This is a genomic window from Ralstonia sp. TCR112 (genome assembly GCF_007997035.1).
GTDB classification, from domain to species: domain Bacteria; phylum Pseudomonadota; class Gammaproteobacteria; order Burkholderiales; family Burkholderiaceae; genus Ralstonia; species Ralstonia edaphi.
In genome coordinates, this window is the sequence record NZ_VOSS01000090.1 from 58,204 (window position 1) to 79,043 (window position 20,840).

Below are 20,840 nucleotides of genomic sequence, written 5' to 3' on the forward strand. Positions count from 1 at the left end.
GGAATTGCGGGCATTGCACGGCGCTGTTTTCTGTTTCGCTTCGATCGGTTGTGTTCAACAATGCAGCATGGCCATCACTTCCCGCCCCGCCCGCATGCCTTGTTCGACACCCGACCCCGCGCCGCGACATCGCGACGATCCGCCGCCCGCCAAGCGCGCCTGGTGGGTGCCGGTGGTGCGCATGTCGGTGGCCGCAGGCGCGGTGGCGGCCATTCCGCACACGTCGATCCAACTGCCGTTTGCTGACGGTGCCTGGATGCTGCACACGGCTGCCGGCCTCATCTTCATGGTGGGCGCCATCGACAGCCTCTTCCTTTTTGCCATGCGCCATAAGCCCTAAAGCGGCGCATCGGTCATCTGCCCGCGTGCGGCGTCCCGGTGATGTGCCGCCTGCAGCATCCGCTCGGTAAGTTTTAAAACAGGTTGTAAAAACGTTCAGTGGACAGCTGACGGCATGATGGGGTTGGTCGTCACACCCCCGCAGATTCGTAACTGAATCGTTACAGAATTGCATCAATTTGCGGCATCGCACCAATTGTGGCGACTGCCCGGCGATCCTTTGCCACAGCGGGTTATGCCTCGGTTCTGCACCCCGGCGTTTGTGCCGCAAGTGTAAGCAGATGTTGCGCTGCACGGAGGTGGCCCGATGCTTGCTCTATGTCGTCCGGTCACTCTGCATGTGCAAGGCAGTCCCGCCACGTGCAGAACAGTTTTTCCCATAAGCGGATCCGGAACCGGATTGGTCCCCACGACCCCACGGTCCCCACGGCATCCGCACTTCGCTTCTCCAGAGCCGGCACATCGCCGGTGGCAGGGCGCTTCTCTCGGACGGTCCCGGGGTTTCGACGGTCATTTGCGTGCTCGCCCGCAACGGCAGGCCTGTGCGCGCTTGACCGGAATCGCTTCACAAGAAAACGAGGAAACCATGAAAGCAGTCCTGCTGGAGAATCATCCGTTGCTACGAGCCGGACTTGCGCAGTTGCTCGCGCATCCCACCCTCGGCCTGGAGGTCGTCGCCCCGGCATTGCCTTCTGGCATCCCTGGCGAACTGCATGCTTGCGACGAGCGTGCCGACCTGCTCGTCATCGGCCTGGACGAGCCCGACGGCCCGATCGACGCTGGCCAACTCGCTGCTCAATTGCGCGAGGCCATCGACACGAGCGAGGCCAGCCGCGTGGTGCTGCTCGCCGCCAGCCTGTCTGCTGAAGAGGCGCACGTCGCCATGACGTGCGGTGTGGACGCCTACTGCGCCAAATCGCAATCGCCGGAAGTCCTGCTCGCAACGCTGCGGCTCGTGCTGGCCGGCGGCCAGTCGTATCCGGCCCTGATACCGCGCGCGGCCGGTGCGGCCATGCCGATGCTCTCGCTGGATGCATCGGAGGCGGCGCAGCGGCTGAATGTTTCGCTACGGCAGTACGAAGTGCTGGTGCTGCTCTCGCGCGGGCACTCCGTGAAGGGCGTTGGGCGCCTGCTGGGCATTTCCGAAGCCACCGTCAAGACGCACGCGTGCACGCTGTATCGACGCTTGAACGTGCGCAACAAGAGCGAAGCGGTGTACGCCGCCATGCGCCTGGGTATTCCACTGGAACTGCAGGGCGGGGCTGCCGCCGCCATTGGCGCTGCATCCGCGCAGACATCGGTCCAGGTGTCTGGCGATGCGCAAGACGCAGACGTGTTCGTGCACACCGCTGCACGCATACCGACCCCGCTCCAGGCCGGCGCACCGGCCCGCGACGCGGTGATGGCGTCTTCATCCCCCCAGACGGGAGCGTCCGACCGGACCACCGCATCGGTGGCCGCATCGGGCGCTGAACTGGGCGCTGAATCCCGCTGGGCCGCCATGACGCGCGCCTTTGGTGGCGTGAGCGGCAGCGTGACGCCTGCCAAGCCGTTGCGCGCCCCGGTGCGCACCGCCAACGGTACGGCGCGCTCGGCTGACTCAGCCCAGGCAGCCCTTCATGCAATGCGGATCGCGTGCGCTCGCACGCACCGCCCACTGGACATGACAACAATGACAACCCACGAGCCACTCACCTGGAGCCTGCCGGCCGAGCGCACCAGCGCGGCCGCGGCATGGCATCCCCGCCGCTGCGCTATTGCTGCCGCCACCGTTGTGGTGGTCGGCACGGTGCCGATGATCGCGCACGCCGCGGCCGACGATGCTTCCAACGCGGCCACGCGCCGCTTGATCGATACGCAGTTGACCGACGCCGCGGCCAAGGGCCCGGCCACCTTTGCCTCCACCACCGTCGTCGCCGGCAGCGGTGACGAGGTGCCGGCGTCTCCGGCGAACACGCTGCTGGTGCGCAACAGGCGGTGCCGCCTGCAGACGCGTCCGGCACGACGTCGCCTGCCGCGCCGGCCGCCGCATCGCCCATGCCTGTTGTTCAGGCCACGCCTTCGGCGCCCCCCTCTGCATCGCCGTCGCCTACGGTGATCCTGCCGCCGGGCGCTCCGGCGCCGGAGCCTGCCGCACAGGCCCCGGCTGTGCCGTCTGGCCCGAGCGCTCAGGGCCCGGGCGCTCTGGAACCGCTGCAGGTGTCGCCGGAAGCGGCCAATGCTGCCGCCACACATACCGCCGGCAATGCTCCCGACAACGCGCCCGTCGGCCCGATGCCGACCGATCGCCAGGCCTTTCACGACGAGGTCATGCGCGAGTCGCGCGAGGGCGCTGCCACGCTGGCGCAAGAGCACCTGCGCGAGCATCCTGACTGGTTCAAGGAAAGCGAATCGTGGCACGTCGACCATGCCGCCGCCGCACAGCGCATCCGCTGGGGGCGGCAGCAGTTGAAGGTGATCAACGGGCCGGAGCGTTTCGTCATCATCGATCAGGCGGTGGCTGAGATCGAGGCGCTGCTCAAGAAGGTGCCCGATACGCCCGAGAACGCTGAGTTCCGCCAGGAGATCGTGGCCGATGAAGTGGTGGCGCTGGCTTCGCGCGGACGCATGAAAGACGCGGTCAAGCGCTACGAGGCCATGGCGCAGACGGGCAAGGTGCCGGCGTACACGCGCGTGGCCGCGGGCGATGCCTATGCGTATCTCGATAAGCCGGACAAGGCTGCCGATGCCTACGCCCGCGCGCTCAAGGACGCGAGCCCCGGCGAGATCGAAACCGGCGACGTCCAGGAAGGCCTGTTCTACGCCATGCTGGATACGGGCCGTTTTGAAGACGCCCGCGCGCTGCTCGACAAGATGAAGGCCGACAACCCCGAATACGTGCGCCTGGCGCCGGAAGCCGGCACGCCCAATCCCGATTACTCGCGCATCAAGCGCCTGGAAGCGCAGTACCTGATCCTGACGGGCCGCACGCACCAGGGCATTGCCGAGCTGGACAAGTGGCGCCACGAAGCACCGTTTGCCGCCTCGCTCGTCAGCGCACGGGCCGACGGTGCGATGGTGCAGACCGAGCCGTATCGCTCGCGCGACATGTATAAGACGGCGCTGGCCGAGCACCCCGACGACCTGAGCGTGGTGGCCGGTTATGGCCGTGCGTCGCTGGCGGTGGACGACCTGAAGACGGCCAAGGATGTCGCCAACGGGCTGGACGAGCGCTTTCCGGAGAACGGCTCGGTGCGTGCGCTGCGCAAGGATCTCGATGTCTACCAGAGCCCGCAGCTGATCATCGAATCCACGGCGGACAAGGGCAATTCGGTGTTCGCCAACAACGAATACGGCATCAACACCAAGGCTTACAGCGGACCGTTTGCCGATCACTATCGCCTGTTCTTCCACAACTTTGCGGGCCGTGCGCAGTTTGACGGCGCATCGCAGAGCCGCGTGCGCAACGGTGCGGGCCTGCAGTGGTTCGACACCGGCGTCGAAGTGAACGGCGAGGTGCACCAGTCCGTCGGCGCTGCAGGCAAGACCGGCGGCACGCTCGATGCCACGTGGATCCCGAGCGACCACTGGAAGGTGTCGGGCATGGTCACCAACGATGACCTCGAGGTGCCCTACAAGGCGTACCAGGTGGGCGTGACTGGAAAGACCTTGAGCGGCAACGTGCGCTACACATGGGATGAAACGCGCTACGCATCCTTGACGTACGGCGTGTCGCGCTACACCGACGACAACCTGCGCAAGCGCTGGGCGGCGAACTTCTACCAGCAGGTGTTCACCTCGCCGCGCCATACGGTCGGTGTGCTGCTGGGGGCCGATACCAGCACCAACACCATGACCGGCCTGAATTACTTCACGCCATCGCGCGACTACAGCGGCACGGCCACCGCCATCTGGTCGTGGACGCCCTGGCGCTATGCAGACAAATCGTTCACGCAGCGCCTGTACCTGACCGGCGGCGTGTACAACCAGCAGTCGTTCGGCAACAGCCCGATGATGGAAGCGCGGCTGGAACACGTGTGGCAGATCAATCGCAAGACGCAGGTTTCCTACGGCATCGGCTTTGGCCGCCATCGTTACGACGGCCAGCCCGAGAACCGCAAGTTCCTGTACCTGAACCTCAACATTCCGCTGTGATGCCCATGCAAGCTCTCCGACAACCGTCGTTGCGACGATTCATCGCCTGGATGGCATTGACCGTGGCGCTGGCCATCGTGGCCGCCGTTCGCCCCGCCGGCGCCGTCCAGGTGGATTTCCTGCCCAAGCCCGATCCGGACGACGGCAAGACGTTCCGCGTGCTGTGCTTTCACGACATCCGTGACAACCTGCGCGCCAGCTTCGAGACGCTGCCCGACGGGTTTGCCGTCGACACCAAGATGCTGACGAACATGTTCAGCTGGATCCAGGCCAACGGTTATCACCCCGTCACGCTCGCGCAGATCGATGCGGCGCGCCACGGCGGCAAGCCGCTGCCAAAACGCCCGATCCTGCTGACGTTCGACGACGGTTATGAAAGCCACTACACGAAGGTCTTTCCGCTGCTCAAGCAGTTCCGTTTCCCGGCCGTGTTCGGACTCGTGACGGATTGGACCAATGCGCCGCAGGGGTCGAAGATCAAGCTGTCGAACACGCAGATCGTGCCGCGTGACTTCTTCATGAACTGGAGCCAGATCCGCGAGATGCAGGCCTCGGGCCTGGCCGAGTTCGCCACGCACACGGCTGATATGCACCACGGCGCGCTGGGCAATCCGCAGGGCAACGAGATGCCGGCGGCCACCACGCACGAATATCTGCCCAAGCTGGGCCGGTACGAAACCGACGACGAGTACCGCAAGCGCGTGCGCGACGACCTGCAGCGCAGCATCGACCTCATCCAGAAAAATGTGGGCACCAAGGTGCAGACGGTGGTGTGGCCGTATGGCGCCCACAACCAGATGCTCGACCAGGAAGCCGCCAACGTGGGCCTGAAGTACATGCTTACGCTGGAGCCGGGCCCGAATACGCCGGATGTGCCGCTCACCGCCATCCGCCGGAGCCTGATGGGCTACGACACCAACACCGGCGATCTCGAGCGCTCGCTGCGCGAGCCTGTGACGCATCACGGCGAGATCAACCCCGTGCAGCGCGTGGTGCAGGTCGACATGGATTACATCTATGACCCGGACCCGAAGCAGCAGGAAGCCAACCTCGGCAAGCTGGTCGACCGCATCAAGGACCTCGCGCCGCGTGTGGTGTACCTGCAGGCCTTCGCCGATCCGAAAGGCAACGGCGCGGTGGACGCGGTGTACTTCCCGAACCGGCACATGCCGATGCGTGCGGACTTGTTCTCGCGCGTGTCGTGGCAGTTGAAGACGCGGGCCAAGGTGGAGGTGTACGCCTGGCTGCCGATGCTGTCGTACAAGCTGCCGGCCAATAACCCGGCGGCCACGCACCTGGTGCAGTCGCTGCCCGGTGCGCCGCAGAAGCCGGGCACGGTCAAGCCGCCGCGCCTGTCGCCGTTCGATCCGCAGGCGCGCCAGATGATCCGCGACATCTATGAGGATCTGGCCAAGAACTCGATCATCGACGGCGTGCTGTTCCACGACGACGGCGTGCTCGACGACTACGAAGATGCCAGCCCCGCCGCGCTCAAGGCCTACGAGGCCATGGGCCTGCCCGGCGATATCAACAAGATCCGCCAGTCGCCCGAGCTGATGCAGAAATGGTCGAAGGCCAAGACGGCTGCGCTGATCTCGTTCTCGAAAGAGCTGATCTCGGTGGCGCAGGGCTATCAGAACGGCCGCGACATGCTGACCGCACGCAACATCTTTGCGGGTCCGGTGCTCGATCCGAAGGCTGAAACGTGGACGGCACAGAACTATGACGACTTCCTGGAGGCGTACGACTATGTGGCGCTCGAAGCCATGCCGTACATGGAAGAAGCCAAGGATCCGAAGGACTGGATGAAGAAGCTGACCGCCGCCGTGGCCAAGCACAAGGACGGTCTGAAGAAGACCATCTTCGAGCTGCAGGCGGTGGACTGGCGCAACCAGGACAAGCCGATTCCGACGACCGAACTGCGCGACCAGATGCGCGCGCTGCGCTCGGCGGGTGCGCTCAACTACGGCTACTACCCGGATGACTTCATTGCAGGCCGGCCCGATACCGAGGTGCTGCGCGATGTGATGTCGCTCAAGACCTATATCGAGACGCGCAAGCCGCCAGGCGGCGACAAGGGCAGCGTTGAAAAGCTCAACAGCAGCTCGTTGCCGCAGAGCCAGCCGCCGAATGCCGGCGTGGACAGGAAACCCGCGACCACCGAAGCGGCCACGTCGTCCAACACCAAGGCGGGAGGCTGACATGGAAGTGGACTTCCTTCTGGCCAAGCGCTGGATCTCCGACTTCGTCTTCTACTACCCGTTTTTCATGTCGTATTTCTGGATGATCGGCGGGCTGCTGCACTACTTCCTGCTTGAACGCGGGACAGAGCACGTGCGGCACCCGCTGGCACTGCTGGGGGTGAAGAGCTACCCCAAGGTGTCGATCATCGTGCCTTGCTACAACGAAGAGGCGAATGTGCGCGAGGTGATCAGCCACCTCGCACGCATGCGGTATCCGAACTACGACATCATCGCCGTGAACGACGGCAGCTCCGACCGCACCGGTGAGCGGCTGAACGAACTGGCTGCGGAGTACCCGCAGCTGGTGGTGATCCACCAGTCGTCGAACCAGGGCAAGGCGATCGGCCTCACCACCGCTGCCCAGGTGACCGATGCCGAGTACCTGATGTGCATCGACGGCGATTCGATCCTGGATGTGGATGCGATTGCCTGGATGATCCGCCACCTGATGGAGAACCCGAACGTTGGCGCAGTGACGGGCAACCCGCGCATCCGCACGCGTTCGACGTTGCTGGGGCGCATGCAGGTGGGCGAGTTCTCGTCGATCGTGGGTCTTATCAAGCGCACGCAGCAGGTTTATGGCCGGCTGCTGACGGTGTCGGGCGTGGTCGTGATGTTCCGTAAGCACGCCATCGAGGATGTCGGCTACTGGAGCAACGACATGCTCACGGAAGACATCGACATCAGCTGGAAGCTGCAGGTGGGTGGCTGGATGATCCGCTACGAGCCGCGCGCGCTGTCGTGGATCCTGATGCCCGAGACCTTCCGCGGCCTGTACAAGCAGCGCCTGCGATGGGCCAAGGGCGGCATCCAGGCGCTGATCAAATACGCGCCGGCAATGGCGAGCCTGCGGCAGTCGATGATGTGGCCGATCTTCTTCGAGTACGCACTGTCGGTTGTGTGGGCGTACAACATGCTTGTTGTCATCACGTGGTCGATGGTCAGCTTCTTCGTCGAGCTGCCCCCCGAATGGCGCATGGAAGCACTCCCACGCTGGCACGGCACGCTGCTCTTCATTACGTGTGTGCTGCAGTTGCTGATCGGCTGCTTCATCGATCGGCGCTACGACGACAACATCCTGCGGTACTTCATCGACACCGTCTGGTATCCGGTTGCGTTCTGGATCCTGAACCTTGTCACCACGGTGGTCGGCTTTCCGGCCGTCGCCTTCCAGCGTACGCGTGCCCGTGCCCGCTGGACCAGCCCTGACCGGGGCATCCAACAACAACAGGGGAATTCGCCATGACCATGCTTGTCATTGATGTTTCGCGAAACTCGATCCGACAGTCGTTCTCGGACAAGGGCGTCTTCGGCACGTTGCACCATGTGCTGTGGTTCCGGATCTTCCGGCCAGTGCTCGTGATTTCGATCTGGGGCATGCTGGGGCTGTATGTGGGCTACTCCATCAGCAGCGTGGGCCCGAGCGGCCTGCCGTTCGAGCAGCTGCGCATGTACGGCAACATCATCGCCGGCATGGGCGGCGTGCTCGTGGTGTGGATGGTCCTGTCGCGGCTGGACCGTGCGATCCGCCGCAAGATTGCGCGTGCGCCGGTAGCGCGGCCGGCGTCCGGTGGCGCCTCCGCGCGCGCCTCGCGTGGGACGCTGCATGCGCAGCAGCCCGCGTGGCAGCGTCCGCGCAACACGCGCCTGCTGGTGGTCGACCACGACGATGACGGTGACATCACCCACGTGCGCTCGTGGCAGGAGTGGGCGGGCCGCCCCGCACCTGCCGGCACCGCCACACCGCCCACGCCGTTCACCCGCAGCCCGGAATACGACCCGGAAGAGCCGGTGCTCGGCTCTCGCCCTGTCAGCGAGGCGATCGTGCTGGAGAACCTCGAGCGTGAAGAGCCCTCCCTTGCACGTGCTGATGCGCCGGCGCAGCAACCGCGCGACATCGTAAAGGCGGTGGACGCGGTGACTGCCGAAGCCGCCGGTTTCCATCGATTCGGCTATCGCGGCCGTCTGGGCCGCAGCGATTGGGTCGAACCGCAACCGGCCGAATCGCCTGCCCAGACGTACGCGATGCGCCCCGGCATGGCACGCCACTATGGCAGCGTGACCGCCGTCGTCCATGGCCGTGCTGCAGTGCAAGCAGCGGACCGCGCCACGGAACGCCACCGCGCGCTGCATGCATTTGGTGCGCATGCACAACTGGACGATCCTTACGCGCGGCTCCAACGCATCGAACGCGTTGACCCGCTCCACGGCTTTGGCCGCCGCGCCAACGTCGTCGCCGACGACGTGTAAGGTCGACGCCCCCAGCGCAGCAGTCAGCGCCCCGGTGATGCGAGTCACCGGGGCGCATTCTTTTGCGCAATTGACTTAGCGCAAACGGAGGAGGGCGGACTTTTCCGCTTTGCGCAATCGTTGCCGCCCGTGCGCTGCGCAGCACGGCAAACGGTTGGCGCACCAGCATCGCGCATCGGGCTGATGCACTGCACGGACGGCGCATGGATTTGCCCTCTTGAATGCGGCTGCGTGCGTGCCTATGCTGGCTTCTCCTGCAGGCCCAGCAGTTCTCTCTCGGTGTTCCCGGCGGCGCTTGCAGTGCTCATGGTGTCAGTGAAAACCAAGCCCACCCCCCGTCACGGATTGCATGCCGTGGCCAACAGACAAGCTGGAGCCAACTGTGCTGAGTCCCCATGAATTTGCTGTCCTGCTTCTCGTCAACGACGGCGCGGAATCCGACGATCTGGATCGCGCCGATGTCGAAGCGCTCGTCGAGCGACAGCTCGTGACGCTGGAGCGCCGTGGCCCCGACCACAGCTATGCCCGGGTGACACTCCAGGGCTACGTCCTGCTCAAGGCTTCCGGGCACGTCCGCACCATCGGTCGCCGCGCGGTGGCCGTGCCTCACTAGCCGATCCTTTCCTCATTGCACGCAGCCCGTCGCTGCCTGGGCGCGCAGCCCAGGCGCCGAGTGACCTGCCTGCAATCGATACAAACAGAAACACACTGCTCGTGGCGCGGGCGCAGCCTATGCGCCGCCAGGCGCGCTGCGGGGCCGGCTTCTTGCTCTGATGCCTATCCTGAAGTTCGACGCTCCAGCGTCGGCGGGTAGGCACGCATGACAACTCAAGAGGAGCCACCCATGAAGACCAGACATACCCTGCTCGCCGCGTTGTTTGCGGTCGCCGGTACCGCAGCCCTTGCGCAGCCCATGCCGCCGCCACATCCGGAAGACCGTGATCACGAACGTGCGGAGCGCATGGAGCATGAGCGACACATGGAGCGCCGCGAAGAGCACCGTGAACTCCGTGCCGAACACCGCGACATCAAGCGTGACCGCGAAGCCCTGCGACACCGCGAACACGAGGCGCGCGAGCGCGCGCATGAAGTGCACGAAGACATGGAACATCGCTGATACAGCGCGACCCACTGAAAGCCCGACCGCGTTCACGCAACGCCAGCCGGGCGTCATCCTGAACGGGCGGTTTCGACACTGCCAGCGTTCCGGTGATGCGTCAGCCTCCGCCAATCCCCTGAATGATCTTGCCGCTGCCCTCGCACGACGGGCACGGGCTGCCGTCGTCGCGCTGGCCCGTTCCATTGCACTCGGGGCAGATCGCTTCGCCGCTGCCTGGCGCGCCGGGCGCTGCTTCGTCACCGGGTGCGGCAGAGGCGGGCGGCGCGCCCGGGATGGGGTTTTCGTTGTTCATGCGATGTGCTCCTGAATCCGTGCGGGGACGGAACGGTGTCCCTTCAAGGGTGCGTTGCGGGAATGTTGGCTGGGCTGGCCGGTGGACGCTCGCGGCCCTGCGGGCTGCCGCCGGTGGACCTGTCCTTGACCACGTTGCCATTCTTGTCCTGATGCGAAGTGGAACCGGTGCGCGGTACGTATTCGCCGGAAGGGTTGGCGCTGTCGTTGCGGGTGCGGGTGCGGTTGCGCGTGGCATCGCGGCCCGTGGGGTTGTCGGTGCGGCTCGTGGTACCGGTGGCGGTGGTGCTGTTTGCGTTGGCTGGGGGTGCGTTGTCGCTGCTGCCGGCCTGCCCGCCAGTCGCTTGTGCGAACACGGCGCTGCCGCCGAGTGAGACGAACATTGCTGCCGCCGCGCACAGCGCACGTGCCTGATGGGTGATGCGATTCATCGTCGTCCTCTCATGAAGTGTCTATGTCGGTTCCACCGACGCAACTCGCGCGCCTGTGCCGCTATTTGCCGGCAGCCAGCCGCCGCGCATGTTTGAGCGCCGTGACGATGTCGAGATAGGCGCTCTCCCGCGCCGCTGGGTCGGGGGCGCGAAGTGCGTAGGACGGATGCCAGGTCGCCAGCACCGTACGGCCGTCATGTCGCACGGGCTTGTTGAAGTGGTCTTGCAGGCGCGCGTGGGCATCGTCGAGCAAGGCCTTCAGCGCAGTCGCACCCAGCGCCACTACCACCGCCGGCGCTTCCTGCTGCAGCTCCTGCTCGAGCCAGTACATGCAGGCCTGGACCTCGCGCTGCCCGGGCGTCTTGTGCAGGCGCCGCTTGCCGCGCAGCTCCCATTTGAAGTGCTTGACTGCGTTGGTGACGAACACGTCGTCCCGCGGGATGCCGGCGTCTTCGAGCGCGCGGTCGAGCAGCTTTCCTGCGGGGCCCACAAATGGCTTGCCCGCAAGGTCCTCGCCGTCGCCGGGCTGTTCGCCGACGAGCATGATGCGCGCCCGCCGCTTGCCTTCACCGGGTACGGCTTGCGTGGCGTGCCGCCAGAGATCGCAGCGGCGACATGCGTCGAGTGACGCCGGCTGCTGGTGCGGGTCGGTCTCGTCGGGCTCGGGGGCGGGGGGCGGCGTCTTCATGGGCAGGGTTTCCGGCTGCGCAAGGTGCAGCAACCTCGATGCCACCCCGGCTGGAACGTTGGTTGCGTAGGTTGTCGGCCTGCCAGGACGTGTAGCGCAATCTTCGCTGGAGCGGGCCCATGCATGAGCCATTTGAGTTGTACCTGATGTACTTCCTGATCCCGCTGTGGGTGGCAGCCGGGGTGGCCGACTGGTGCTGCCATCGCGTCACGCGCATTGAAAGAACCTCCGGCGCCAAGGAGTCGTTGCTGCACCTGCTGATGCTTGCCGAGATGGGCGTGCCCGTGCTGGCAGCGTTGTTCCTGCGGGTCAACGCGCTGGTGCTCGTGGTGATGGCCGTCGCCTATGTCGTGCACCAGGCCACCGCCATGTGGGACGTCAGCTACGCCACGGCCCATCGCACCGTGAAGCCGTTCGAGCAGCACGTGCACAGCTTTCTGGAGATGATTCCGCTCATGGCGTTGTCGGTGCTTGCGCTGTTGCACTGGAACGAGGTACTCGGCTTGTTCGGTGTGGGACCTGCAATGCCCGACTTTTCCGTGCACTGGAAAGATCCGCCCCTGCCGTGGGGCTATGTCGCCACCGTCCTGTTGGTTTTCGTGGTGCTGGAGCTGCTGCCGTATGCGGAGGAGCTGGTGCGTTGCCTGCGGCAACGGCGCGCTCCACCTCTGGTTGCCGGGCAGCGGCGCGTTTAAGGAGAAAATTTTTGGAAGCTGCATCGAATGTTCCGTTGGACCGGCGCCGCCGGCTGGGCAACTGGTTGCCCGAAGGCGAGGCGCAGCTGGCGGCGTTTCGCACCGAGCTTGTCGCACAGGCATTGTCACGTCCGTCAAGGACGCCCTCGGTGGATGCCGTGCGGGCGCTCGCCAACCTGATCGATGGCGAGCCGGCACTGCGCATGCACCTCGCACGCGCAATCGACGAAGCAAGGGGCCACGGCTACGAGCTCGGCTACAAGGACAGCACAGAACTGCTGCTCACCATCGACCACATCGTCAAGTGCGCGCCGCGCTTCAGCGAGAAGACCCTGGTGATCTGCCCGCTCAACGCGCTCCTGGACTGGCCGATGTGCATGCCATCCGGCTACGCGCTGTTCCGCGACAGGCGCTTCAACGACGCGCTCAAGGCGGTGCTCAATGGCTGGAGCGCGTTCCTCAGCGGCCCGCACTCGCGCGCCTATCTGAACACGCAAGAGCCGGACGGCTGGTTCAGCCCCGAAGCGGCACGGCGCATCGGCATGGAGCAGTTTCTGTGCGATCCGTCGCAGCCGTACTGGGGCTTCACGTCGTGGAACGATTTCTTCACGCGCCGCTTCCGTGCCGGCATGCGGCCCGTCGCGGGAGAAGACGACAACAAGCTGATCGTCAGCGCTTGCGAGGCCGCGCCCTACAACATCAGTCACGACACGCGGTATGAAGATGCGTTCTGGATCAAGGCGCAACCGTACTCGTTGCGCGACATCTTCGGACCGGAGAAGGCACAGTTGGCCGAGCGTTTTGCCGGTGGCTGTGCTTACCAGGCGTTCCTCAGCGCATACAACTACCACCGCTGGCACGCGCCCGTCTCCGGCACCATCGTCGATACCTACCATCTCGACGGCACGTACTACTCGTGCGTGGAATCGGAGGGCGCCGACCCCGAAGGGCTCAACGACTCGCAAGGCTACAGCGCTGCCATGGCAGCACGCGCGATCATCACCATCGCCTGCGATGATCCGGCCATGGGCACCGTGGGCTGCGTGTTCATCGGCATGGCCGAGGTGTCGTCATGCATGGTGGACGTGACGCCCGGCCAGCATGTTTGCAAAGGCGAGGAGCTTGGCTACTTCCAGTACGGCGGATCGACATACTGCCTGTTCTTCGAGCCCGGCGTGATCGATGCCTTCCTGGTCCAGTCGCCGCCGTCCGGCAACGCCGCGCCGGTGCACGTCAATGCGGCGTTGGCGCGCGCCCGATAGCGGATCGAATCAGGCGTCGACCTCGGCCAATGCCTTGAGCCCCACCGACAGCATCGCCAGGTCAGGCGAGCCGGCAGCCACCTGGTCGGCGATGACGCGGTTGTAGCGCGCCAGCGCTTCCTGCCGTGTCGTGCGCCATCCGTCGATGAGCGCCTCCGCGCTGGTGCCAGGTGCCGCGTCTTGCAACACCGATTGCGTGAGCCGCCGCCGCAGTTGCCCCAGTTCTTCGAGCAACGTCGCACGCGCCAGCATCTGCCAATGCGTTTGCGTCGGCAGGCCAATGATGCCGCCTTGCAGCCATCCGTAACCGAGCGGCTGGTCGAGCGCAAAGTACACGCGGGCAGCGAGCCGCGTATCGCAGTTGCCTGCCGCTGCCACCTCGGCAATGTCGAGCAACGACACGCGTGCTGGCACGCCGGTTGCCACGCGCGCCAGCGTTTCGGGCACACCCGCTTCGGTGTAGACCTGCCGCTGCTGCGCGGCCGCCAGCGCAGATTCCTCCGTTTGCAGCGCGTCGATTTCGGGCGCAAGCGCGTCCACCGCAGCCCGGAAGCGTTCGACTGCAGCCGGTACGTCCGACACGCGCCGCCGCAGGAACCACAGCGTGGCCCGCTCGTGCAGTTGCGCGAGCGAGGTGAACAGCGCAGTTTGCGTTTCGTGCGGCACCTGCGCATCGAGGGCGTCGACTTCCTGCCACAGCGCATCGAGCCGGTAGACAGCGCGCGCTACGAGGCTGGCCCACACCACGGCAAGCGGTTCTGCGCCGGTCTCTTCGGCCATGCGGTGCACGAACGTCACGCCGGCGCGGTTGACGAGCGCGTTGGCGTGCATCGTCGCCAGGATCTCGCGACGCAGCGTGTGCCGAGGGATCGACGTAGCGCAGCGCGAGTGCAGCGGTCGTGGAAAGTAATCCGGCAGGCCATCGGCCACGAACGGCTGATCGGGCAGGTCGCTGCCCAGCAGCACGTCGTACAGCCACATCTTGCTGTAGGCCATCAGCACCGCGCGTTCGGGCGTGGTCAGGCCGCCGCCGCTGGCCCGGCGGGCATCGATCTCTTCATCGGCGGGCAGGAACTCGATCGCGCGGTTCAGCCGGCCGCTGCGCTCCAGATGCCGCATCAGCCGTGCTTCCGGGTCGAGCCACAACGCCGTGCGCGTGCGCGCAAGTGACAGCGCCTGCGTCTGGAAGTAGTTGTCGCGCAGCACCAGTTCGCCCACCTCGTCGGTCATCTCGGCCAGCAGCGTATTGCGCTGCTTGAGCGTCATCTCGCCGTCGGCCACCACCAGGCCCAGCAGGATCTTGATGTTGACCTCGTGATCGGAGCAATCCACTCCGGCGGAGTTGTCGATGGCGTCGGTATTGATGCGCCCGCCATGCTGCGCGTATTCGATGCGGCCGAGTTGTGTGCAGCCGAGGTTGCCGCCCTCGGCCACGACCTTGCAGCGCAGTTCGGCGCCGTTCACGCGCAGGCCATCGTTGGCGCGGTCGCCCACCTGCGCATGCGTTTCGGTGCTGGCCTTGATGTACGTGCCGATGCCGCCGTTGTAGAGCAGATCGGCGGGTGCCTTGAGGATGGCGTGCAGCAGGTCGTTGGGCGCCATCTCGGTCGCCGTTACGTCCAGCATGGCGCGCACCTCGGGCGTGAGGGGGATCGACTTGACCGTGCGTGGGAAGATGCCGCCGCCGGGGCTGATCAGCGCGCGGTCGTAATCGGCCCAGCTCGAGCGCGGCAGGTTGAAGAGGCGCTCGCGCTCGGCAAAGCTTGTGGCCGCGTCGGGCGACGGATCGAGAAAGATGTGGCGATGATCGAACGCCGCCAGCAGGCGGATATGGCGCGAGAGCAGCATGCCGTTGCCGAACACATCGCCTGACATGTCGCCCACGCCCACGACGGTGAAGTCCTGCGTCTGCGTATCGACGCCCATCTCGCTGAAGTGCCGCTTGACCGATTCCCATGCGCCGCGCGCGGTGATGGCCATCTTCTTGTGGTCGTAGCCCACCGAGCCGCCCGAGGCGAATGCATCGCCCAGCCAGAAGCCGTATTCGGCCGAGATGGCGTTGGCGTAATCGGAGAACGTTGCTGTGCCCTTGTCGGCGGCGACGACGAGGTAAGGGTCGTCTTCGTCGTAGCGCACGACATCGGGCGGCGGCACGACGCGGCCGTCGACGTAGTTGTCGGTCAGGTCGAGCAGCCCGCGCAGGAAGGTCTGGTAGCACGCCACGCCCTCTGCCAGATAGGCATCGCGGTCGCTGGCCGGTGGCGGCTGCTTGACGACAAAGCCGCCCTTCGAGCCCACCGGCACGATGACCGTGTTCTTGACCATCTGCGCCTTCACCAGCCCCAGCACCTCGGTGCGGAAATCCTCACGACGGTCAGACCAGCGCAGGCCGCCGCGCGCGACCTTGCCGCCGCGCAGGTGCACGCCTTCCACGCGCGGCGAATACACCCAGATCTCGAACATCGGCTTGGGCTCGGGCAGGCCCGGCACGCGCGATGGGTCGAACTTGAACGAGAGATACGGCTTGGGCTGGTGCCCCTGTCCCGCGTCCGGCAGCGTCTGGAAGTAGTTCGTGCGCAGCGTGGCCTCCAGCACGCCCAGGAACTGCCGCAGGATGCGGTCTTCATCCAGATTGGGTACGTCTTCGAGCGCCTCGTCGATCTGCTTGCGCAGCGTTTCCGCCGCACGCGAACGCTCGGCCTCGGCAAGCGCGGGGTCGAATCGCACCAGGAACAGCCGCACCAGCGCACGCGCAATCGACGGATTGCCGTTCAGTGCACTCTCCATATACGCGTTGCTGAAGGTCGAACCGATCTGGCGGATGTAGCGTCCATATGCACGGAGGATGCGCACCTCGCGCCAGGTCAGGCCGGCCTGCAGCACGAGGCGGTTGAGATCGTCATTCTCCAGTTCGCCAGTCCAGATGCGCGCGAAGGCGTCTTCAAAGCGTGCGCGGGCTTCGTCGAGATCGACTTCGCTGCCGTCGATGGTCTCCATGCCGAAGTCGTGCATCCAGATCGGGGCGGCGTCGGCGGGTTCGATGCAGTAGGGGCGCTCCTCGTTCACGCGCACGCCGAGGTGCTCGAGCATCGGCAGGCTGTGCGACAGCGAGGTCGGCTGGCCGGCGCGGTAGATCTTGAAGCGCAGCGCACCGGGCGGCGCTTCGAGGGGCCGGTAGAGCTGCATGGCCAGCACGTTGTCCGCGGCGTTGGCGCCGAGCAGCGGCTCCATCAGTTCGATGTCGCGCACGGCAAGGCGGGCGGCGTAGTCTTCGCGAAAGCCAGCGGGAAACGCGCCCGCATAGCGGCGCAGCAGGCGGTTGCCGCGCTCTTCGCCGCCGCGTTCGAGCAGCGCGTCGGCCAGGTCGTCCTGCCAGCGCCGCGCTGCCTGCACGATGCGGTCTTCCAGCTCAGCCACGTCAACGTCGGGCACGTTGCCCGGCTGCGTGCGCACCGTGATGTGGATGCGTGCCAGCATCGACTCCGACAACTGCGGCGTGAACTCCACGGCGGTGCCGTGATACGCGGCCTGCAGCAGGCTCTGGATACGCACGCGCAGGTCGGTGTTGAACTTCTCGCGCGGCACGAACACGAGGCACGACACAAAGCGGTCAAACGGATCACGACGCACGAACAGGCGCGTGCGTTGCCGCTCCTGCAACCGCAGGATGCCCAGGGCGATGTCGTGCAGCGCTTCGGCGTCCATCTGGAACAGCTCGTCGCGCGGGTATTGCTCCAGGATCGTGACCAGCGTTTTGGCCAGGTGCCCGTCGGGAAGAAAGCCCGTGCGCCGGATGACGTCGGCCACCTTGCGACGCACGAGGGGAATGTCTTCGGCCGGCACCATGTAGACGTTCGACGTGTACATCCCCAGGAAGCGCCGTTGCCCGCAGACACGGCCGTCGGCGTCGAACAGTTTGATGCCGACGTAGTCGAGATACCCGGGGCGGTGCACGGTCGCCCGCGAATTGGCCTTGGTGAGGAAGATGGGCTCCGGTGCGTCGATGAACTTCGCAGCGCCCGGTGCGAGGCGCGTCGTGTCCGGCGTGGAGGTGTCGCGCAGCGCTTCGCGCAGCACGCCCAGGCCCGTGCCGGGTATGCCGCGCAGGTAATGGCCATCGTCTTGCGTGATCAGTTCGTAATCACGGTAGCCAAGGAAGGTGAAATGACGCTCGAGCATCCAGCTGAGGAAGGCCTGCGTTTCGGCGATCTCGGTGCGTTCTACCTCTCCGGTGGAGGGCTGTGCGGCGCGTACGGCAAGGGCGTCGATGGCCGCCTGGGCGGCGGCCTGCATGGGCTTCCAGTCTTCCACTGCGGCACGCACGTCGCCCAGCACACGCATCAGGCCGTCGTGCAACGCCTGCAGGCGGTCGGGTTCGGAGAACCGATCGACCTCGATGTGGATGGTCGACTCGAAGCGCGCCACGCCGCGGGTTGCCCTGTCTGCATCGGCGGGCGTGTCCGGCATGTCGCCCGCGAGTGCCGCCGGGCGCTGTACGCCGCCGCCGGCCGAAACCGCCACGCGCATGCCGGCGCCATCGCGCTGTACGCGGTAGACCGGGTGGAAGGCGGAATGCAGCGCCAGCCCTTGCCGGTTGATCTCCATGGTCACGGAGTCAAACAGGAACGGCATGTCGTCGTTGACGATCTCGACGACCGTATGGGCGCAGTACCAGCCGTGCTGTTCGAGGCTCGGGTTGTAGACGCGAACGCGCGGTTGTCCCGACACGAATTTCTGGCCCAGCTGCCAGTGCGCCATCGCCGCGCCGTAGAGATCGGCCACGCTGCGCGAGATCACGTCTTCGGGGTCTGCCAGACCGTAGTAATGCCGCAGGAACGGCTCGAACAGGTCGGCAATATCGGGCGCACGTTCGCGCGCCAGGGCCACTGCATCCGCCATGTGCTGGCGGACCTTGTCTTCGTGCTGAGCAGACATGAGGCGGCTCCCGATGAAGGGCTGCCTCATGCTACGCCGCGTGCCCATGGCTGGCAATCAGGGCGCCCGGCTTCGCTGATGCCGCTGTGTGCAGTGCAGCGAGAGCGCGGGCGGTTCACGCGCTGCTTTGTGCAGCGCGCGTCAGCGATGTGTCATCAAGCCTTCACGACGTTGATGCGCAGTGCCGGCTCGCCCGCCGCGATGGCCAGCAGGCGGTCGACATTCGGGTGGGCGCCGGGGCGGTTGCGCGCGTCGATGGTGTGCTCGGCAAACACGGCCAGGCCGTGCTCGGCCGCCTTGGCGTCGAGCTGGCCGAACGTCTGCTGCAGGTAGTGGTACACCGCCACCGAACCCTGCTTGCCGGGCTTGTTTTCGATGTCGGCCACCACGGTGCCCTGGCCGTCGACCAGATCGATGCGCTCGATGCCGTCAATGCCGGGCAGTTGGGCGAGGTTGTCCTTGAATACGCTGGTCGGTTGAATCACTGCGGTTGCTCCGTTGGTTGATCAGGCGGGCCGTATGTTAACGGCTCCGGCCCGACCCGCGCGAGCTTGCCTGTGCTTCAACGCTTGGCGCCGGCCTTGTTCACGGCGATGGCCGCCTGGATGAGCGCCTTCAACGCTTTTTCGTTGACCTTGTCGCCCTCGCGGAAATCGATGGCGCGGCGCGTGTTGCCGTCCAGGCTCGAATTGAACAGGCCCGCAGGGTCAGGCACGGACGCGCCCTTGGCAAACGTCATCTTCACCGTCTGCTTGTACGCCTCGCCGGTGCAGATCAGGCCATGGTGCGACCACACGGGCACGCTCCATTTCCATTCCTCCACCACGTCGGGATCGGCCGCGCGGATGACGGCGCGCAGACGGGCGAGCATGTCGCCGCGCCAGTCGTCCAGCTCTGCAATACGTGCGTCGATCAGCTCGGACGCGGGTGCGGCGGTGTCCGGCGTGCTCTTCTTCATGGGTGTCTGCCTCCAGGTGGACCAAGCAGATCATACTGGCAGGAACACGGGCCGGTAGCCACTCGACGCCCGGTGCATGAGATTCAGGCCCCGGCTTTAGACGAGAAAACGTAGGAATGCCTCTTTGTCGGGCAGAGGGAAATGAAACGCCAATCAAGCGCGGCAAAAATGAGCCGGCGCAGCCGGGTGCGCCATGATGAACCCGGCGCGAGCGGGCATGGCGCCCGTGCGATTTTGGAGCCAAACTTGCTTGCCTGAAGCTGGTTTGGCCGAGGGAGCCATCATGCAAGAGCTCGCCTTTCGCACCCTGCTGTACCGCTACTTCTTCTTCGGCTGGCTGTTCAAGGATGCCAGCCGCGGCAACCTGTTCGAACGGTCGGCGGCCTGGCGTTTCAACCAGGCGCACGCGCACTGGCTGCTGGCGTATATGCGACGCTGGTTGTGGTGCGGGTTGCTTTGCTACGCGCTGGGCGGTGTGCTGGAGCTGGGCCTCAACACGCCGGGGTTGTCGGTGCTGTTCTATGTGCCCAGCGCGTTGAGCGTGCCGGTCAACGTCGTCATCGGCGTGCTGTGGATTGGCCTGAAGGCGCTGCCCGGGCCGCTGCGCGAGCGCTAGGCAGGTGCGCGGCTAGACCGTCGCCAGCAGCAGTTCCTCTGCGTTGCGCGGCGGGCGCAGGCCGTCGGGCCGGCCCGCGAAATAGCGCTCCGTCAACATGTCTGCCGAGATGTGCTGGGCATCGCGAAAGCCGTTTTCGCGGGCCAGCGCGAGCATCTCTGGCGGCGTAAAGAAGCTGATGAACGGTGTGCCGCTCGCGCGTGCGCCTTTTTCCGCCATTTCGAGGCCGGGGCGGACGTCCGGGTCAGCCATCTCCAACGGGAGCAGAAACGTCATCGCCAGCATCGAGCCCGGCGCCAGCGACGCCACCTGCCGCAGCGTGGCCGCATTCGCTTCCTTGGTCAGATACATGCTCACGCCCGTGGACACCACGATGGCCGGCCTGCTCGCATCAAACCCAGCCGCGACCAGCGCATCCTGCCAGGATTGGCGCGCCTCGAAATCCACCGGCACGAAGCGCAGCCAATGCGGAATGCCGAAGCCCAGCGCTTCCAGACGCTGGCGCTTCCAGGCTTGCGGGCTGGGCTGATCGACTTCAAACACCGTCATGCGCGATGCCACATCCGGCCGGCGTTGCGCAAAGCTGTCGAGTCCCGCGCCGAGAATCACATACTGGCTCAAGCCACGGCCCGCCTGTTCGATGACGAGGTCTTCGATAAAGCGTGCGCGGGCCACAATGGACGCGCGAAACGGGCGCGTGAACTGCGGGTCCATGTCGCCGCGTTGTTGCCAGTCCGGTTCCGGTGCGAGCAGCTTCAGGCCCACTTCGTCTTCCAGCACGTGCGGTGGTGCATCGCTGTGCACATGCAAGGCGCGCCACAACGCGACGCGCACTGCGGTGCTGTCGGGGGATGCTGTCTGTGGGTCGTTCATTGCAC

At 65.7% G+C, this 20,840-nt stretch carries 16 protein-coding genes and 2 pseudogenes; 11 read left to right on the forward strand and 7 right to left on the reverse strand.

What is annotated here, in order from left to right; all coding sequences use genetic code 11:
- The first annotated feature begins 67 nt into the window (after positions 1-67).
- From FUT88_RS20270 to FUT88_RS20305, 8 genes and pseudogenes are all read left to right on the forward strand, one after another.
- Positions 68-340 carry a hypothetical protein gene (locus FUT88_RS20270; protein ID WP_261797232.1) on the forward strand — a complete coding sequence of 91 codons (273 nt, stop codon included), beginning with the start codon at positions 68-70 and terminating at the stop codon, positions 338-340.
- A 585-nt stretch (positions 341-925) separates the two neighbouring features.
- Positions 926-1,930, forward strand: a pseudogene (locus tag FUT88_RS20275) (LuxR C-terminal-related transcriptional regulator); the annotation flags it as partial.
- An 81-nt stretch (positions 1,931-2,011) separates the two neighbouring features.
- A pseudogene (pgaA, locus tag FUT88_RS20280) lies at positions 2,012-4,473 on the forward strand (poly-beta-1,6 N-acetyl-D-glucosamine export porin PgaA).
- A 50-nt stretch (positions 4,474-4,523) separates the two neighbouring features.
- Positions 4,524-6,674, forward strand: coding sequence for a poly-beta-1,6-N-acetyl-D-glucosamine N-deacetylase PgaB (gene pgaB, locus FUT88_RS20285; RefSeq protein WP_147217834.1), 2,151 nt, complete (start codon positions 4,524-4,526; stop codon positions 6,672-6,674).
- A gap of 1 nt (position 6,675) precedes the next feature.
- The gene (gene pgaC / locus FUT88_RS20290; protein WP_186829355.1) at positions 6,676-7,962 is read left to right on the forward strand and encodes a poly-beta-1,6-N-acetyl-D-glucosamine synthase; all 1,287 of its coding nucleotides are present in this window, start codon (positions 6,676-6,678) and stop codon (positions 7,960-7,962) included.
- Positions 7,959-8,966: a PgaD family protein gene (locus FUT88_RS20295; protein WP_147217792.1), complete on the forward strand. Its 1,008-nt coding sequence runs from the start codon at positions 7,959-7,961 to the stop codon at positions 8,964-8,966. Before pgaC ends, FUT88_RS20295 begins: the two co-directional genes overlap by 4 nt.
- Before the next feature lie 382 nt (positions 8,967-9,348).
- A complete protein-coding gene (locus FUT88_RS20300; protein WP_147217794.1) occupies positions 9,349-9,579 on the forward strand; it encodes a hypothetical protein in 231 nt (76 codons plus the stop codon).
- Between the two features lie 231 nt (positions 9,580-9,810).
- Positions 9,811-10,083 carry a hypothetical protein gene (locus FUT88_RS20305; RefSeq protein WP_261797234.1) on the forward strand — a complete coding sequence of 91 codons (273 nt, stop codon included), beginning with the start codon at positions 9,811-9,813 and terminating at the stop codon, positions 10,081-10,083.
- A 100-nt stretch (positions 10,084-10,183) separates the two neighbouring features.
- On the opposite strand, the gene FUT88_RS20310 is transcribed toward FUT88_RS20305, so the two are convergent.
- The 3 genes from FUT88_RS20310 to FUT88_RS20320 all read right to left on the reverse strand — a co-directional run bounded on the left by FUT88_RS20310 (position 10,184) and on the right by FUT88_RS20320 (position 11,496).
- Positions 10,184-10,378 (reverse strand): hypothetical protein, encoded by a 195-nt coding sequence (locus FUT88_RS20310; protein WP_147217796.1) that lies wholly within the window; start codon positions 10,376-10,378, stop codon positions 10,184-10,186.
- 43 nt (positions 10,379-10,421) lie between these two features.
- Complete coding sequence (locus FUT88_RS20315) at positions 10,422-10,808, reverse strand: hypothetical protein (protein ID WP_147217798.1); 387 nt, start codon at positions 10,806-10,808, stop codon at positions 10,422-10,424.
- A gap of 61 nt (positions 10,809-10,869) precedes the next feature.
- A complete protein-coding gene (locus tag FUT88_RS20320; RefSeq protein ID WP_147217800.1) occupies positions 10,870-11,496 on the reverse strand; it encodes a UdgX family uracil-DNA binding protein in 627 nt (208 codons plus the stop codon).
- A gap of 119 nt (positions 11,497-11,615) precedes the next feature.
- Here FUT88_RS20320 and FUT88_RS20325 point away from each other — a divergent pair, with 119 nt between their 5' ends.
- On the forward strand, positions 11,616-12,191 hold the full coding sequence (locus FUT88_RS20325; RefSeq protein WP_147217801.1) for a diguanylate cyclase: 576 nt from the start codon (positions 11,616-11,618) through the stop codon (positions 12,189-12,191).
- A gap of 11 nt (positions 12,192-12,202) precedes the next feature.
- Entirely contained in the window at positions 12,203-13,453 is a 1,251-nt protein-coding gene (locus FUT88_RS20330; RefSeq protein ID WP_147217803.1) for a phosphatidylserine decarboxylase family protein, read from the forward strand.
- Positions 13,454-13,462: 9 nt separating this feature from the next.
- On the opposite strand, the gene FUT88_RS20335 is transcribed toward FUT88_RS20330, so the two are convergent.
- The 3 genes from FUT88_RS20335 to FUT88_RS20345 all read right to left on the reverse strand — a co-directional run bounded on the left by FUT88_RS20335 (position 13,463) and on the right by FUT88_RS20345 (position 19,346).
- Positions 13,463-18,388: an NAD-glutamate dehydrogenase gene (locus tag FUT88_RS20335; protein ID WP_147217805.1), complete on the reverse strand. Its 4,926-nt coding sequence runs from the start codon at positions 18,386-18,388 to the stop codon at positions 13,463-13,465.
- A gap of 155 nt (positions 18,389-18,543) precedes the next feature.
- Positions 18,544-18,873, reverse strand: coding sequence for a DUF2322 family protein (locus FUT88_RS20340; RefSeq protein ID WP_147217807.1), 330 nt, complete (start codon positions 18,871-18,873; stop codon positions 18,544-18,546).
- Between the two features lie 77 nt (positions 18,874-18,950).
- Positions 18,951-19,346 (reverse strand): DUF1801 domain-containing protein, encoded by a 396-nt coding sequence (locus FUT88_RS20345; RefSeq protein WP_147217809.1) that lies wholly within the window; start codon positions 19,344-19,346, stop codon positions 18,951-18,953.
- Between the two features lie 283 nt (positions 19,347-19,629).
- Between FUT88_RS20345 and FUT88_RS20350 the strand changes: the two genes are divergently transcribed.
- Positions 19,630-19,962 (forward strand): hypothetical protein, encoded by a 333-nt coding sequence (locus FUT88_RS20350; RefSeq protein ID WP_147217811.1) that lies wholly within the window; start codon positions 19,630-19,632, stop codon positions 19,960-19,962.
- Positions 19,963-19,974: 12 nt separating this feature from the next.
- Here FUT88_RS20350 and FUT88_RS20355 read toward each other — a convergent pair whose 3' ends face one another.
- The gene (locus tag FUT88_RS20355) at positions 19,975-20,835 is read right to left on the reverse strand and encodes a class I SAM-dependent methyltransferase (RefSeq protein ID WP_147217813.1); all 861 of its coding nucleotides are present in this window, start codon (positions 20,833-20,835) and stop codon (positions 19,975-19,977) included.
- Between the last annotated feature and the right edge of the window lie 5 nt (positions 20,836-20,840).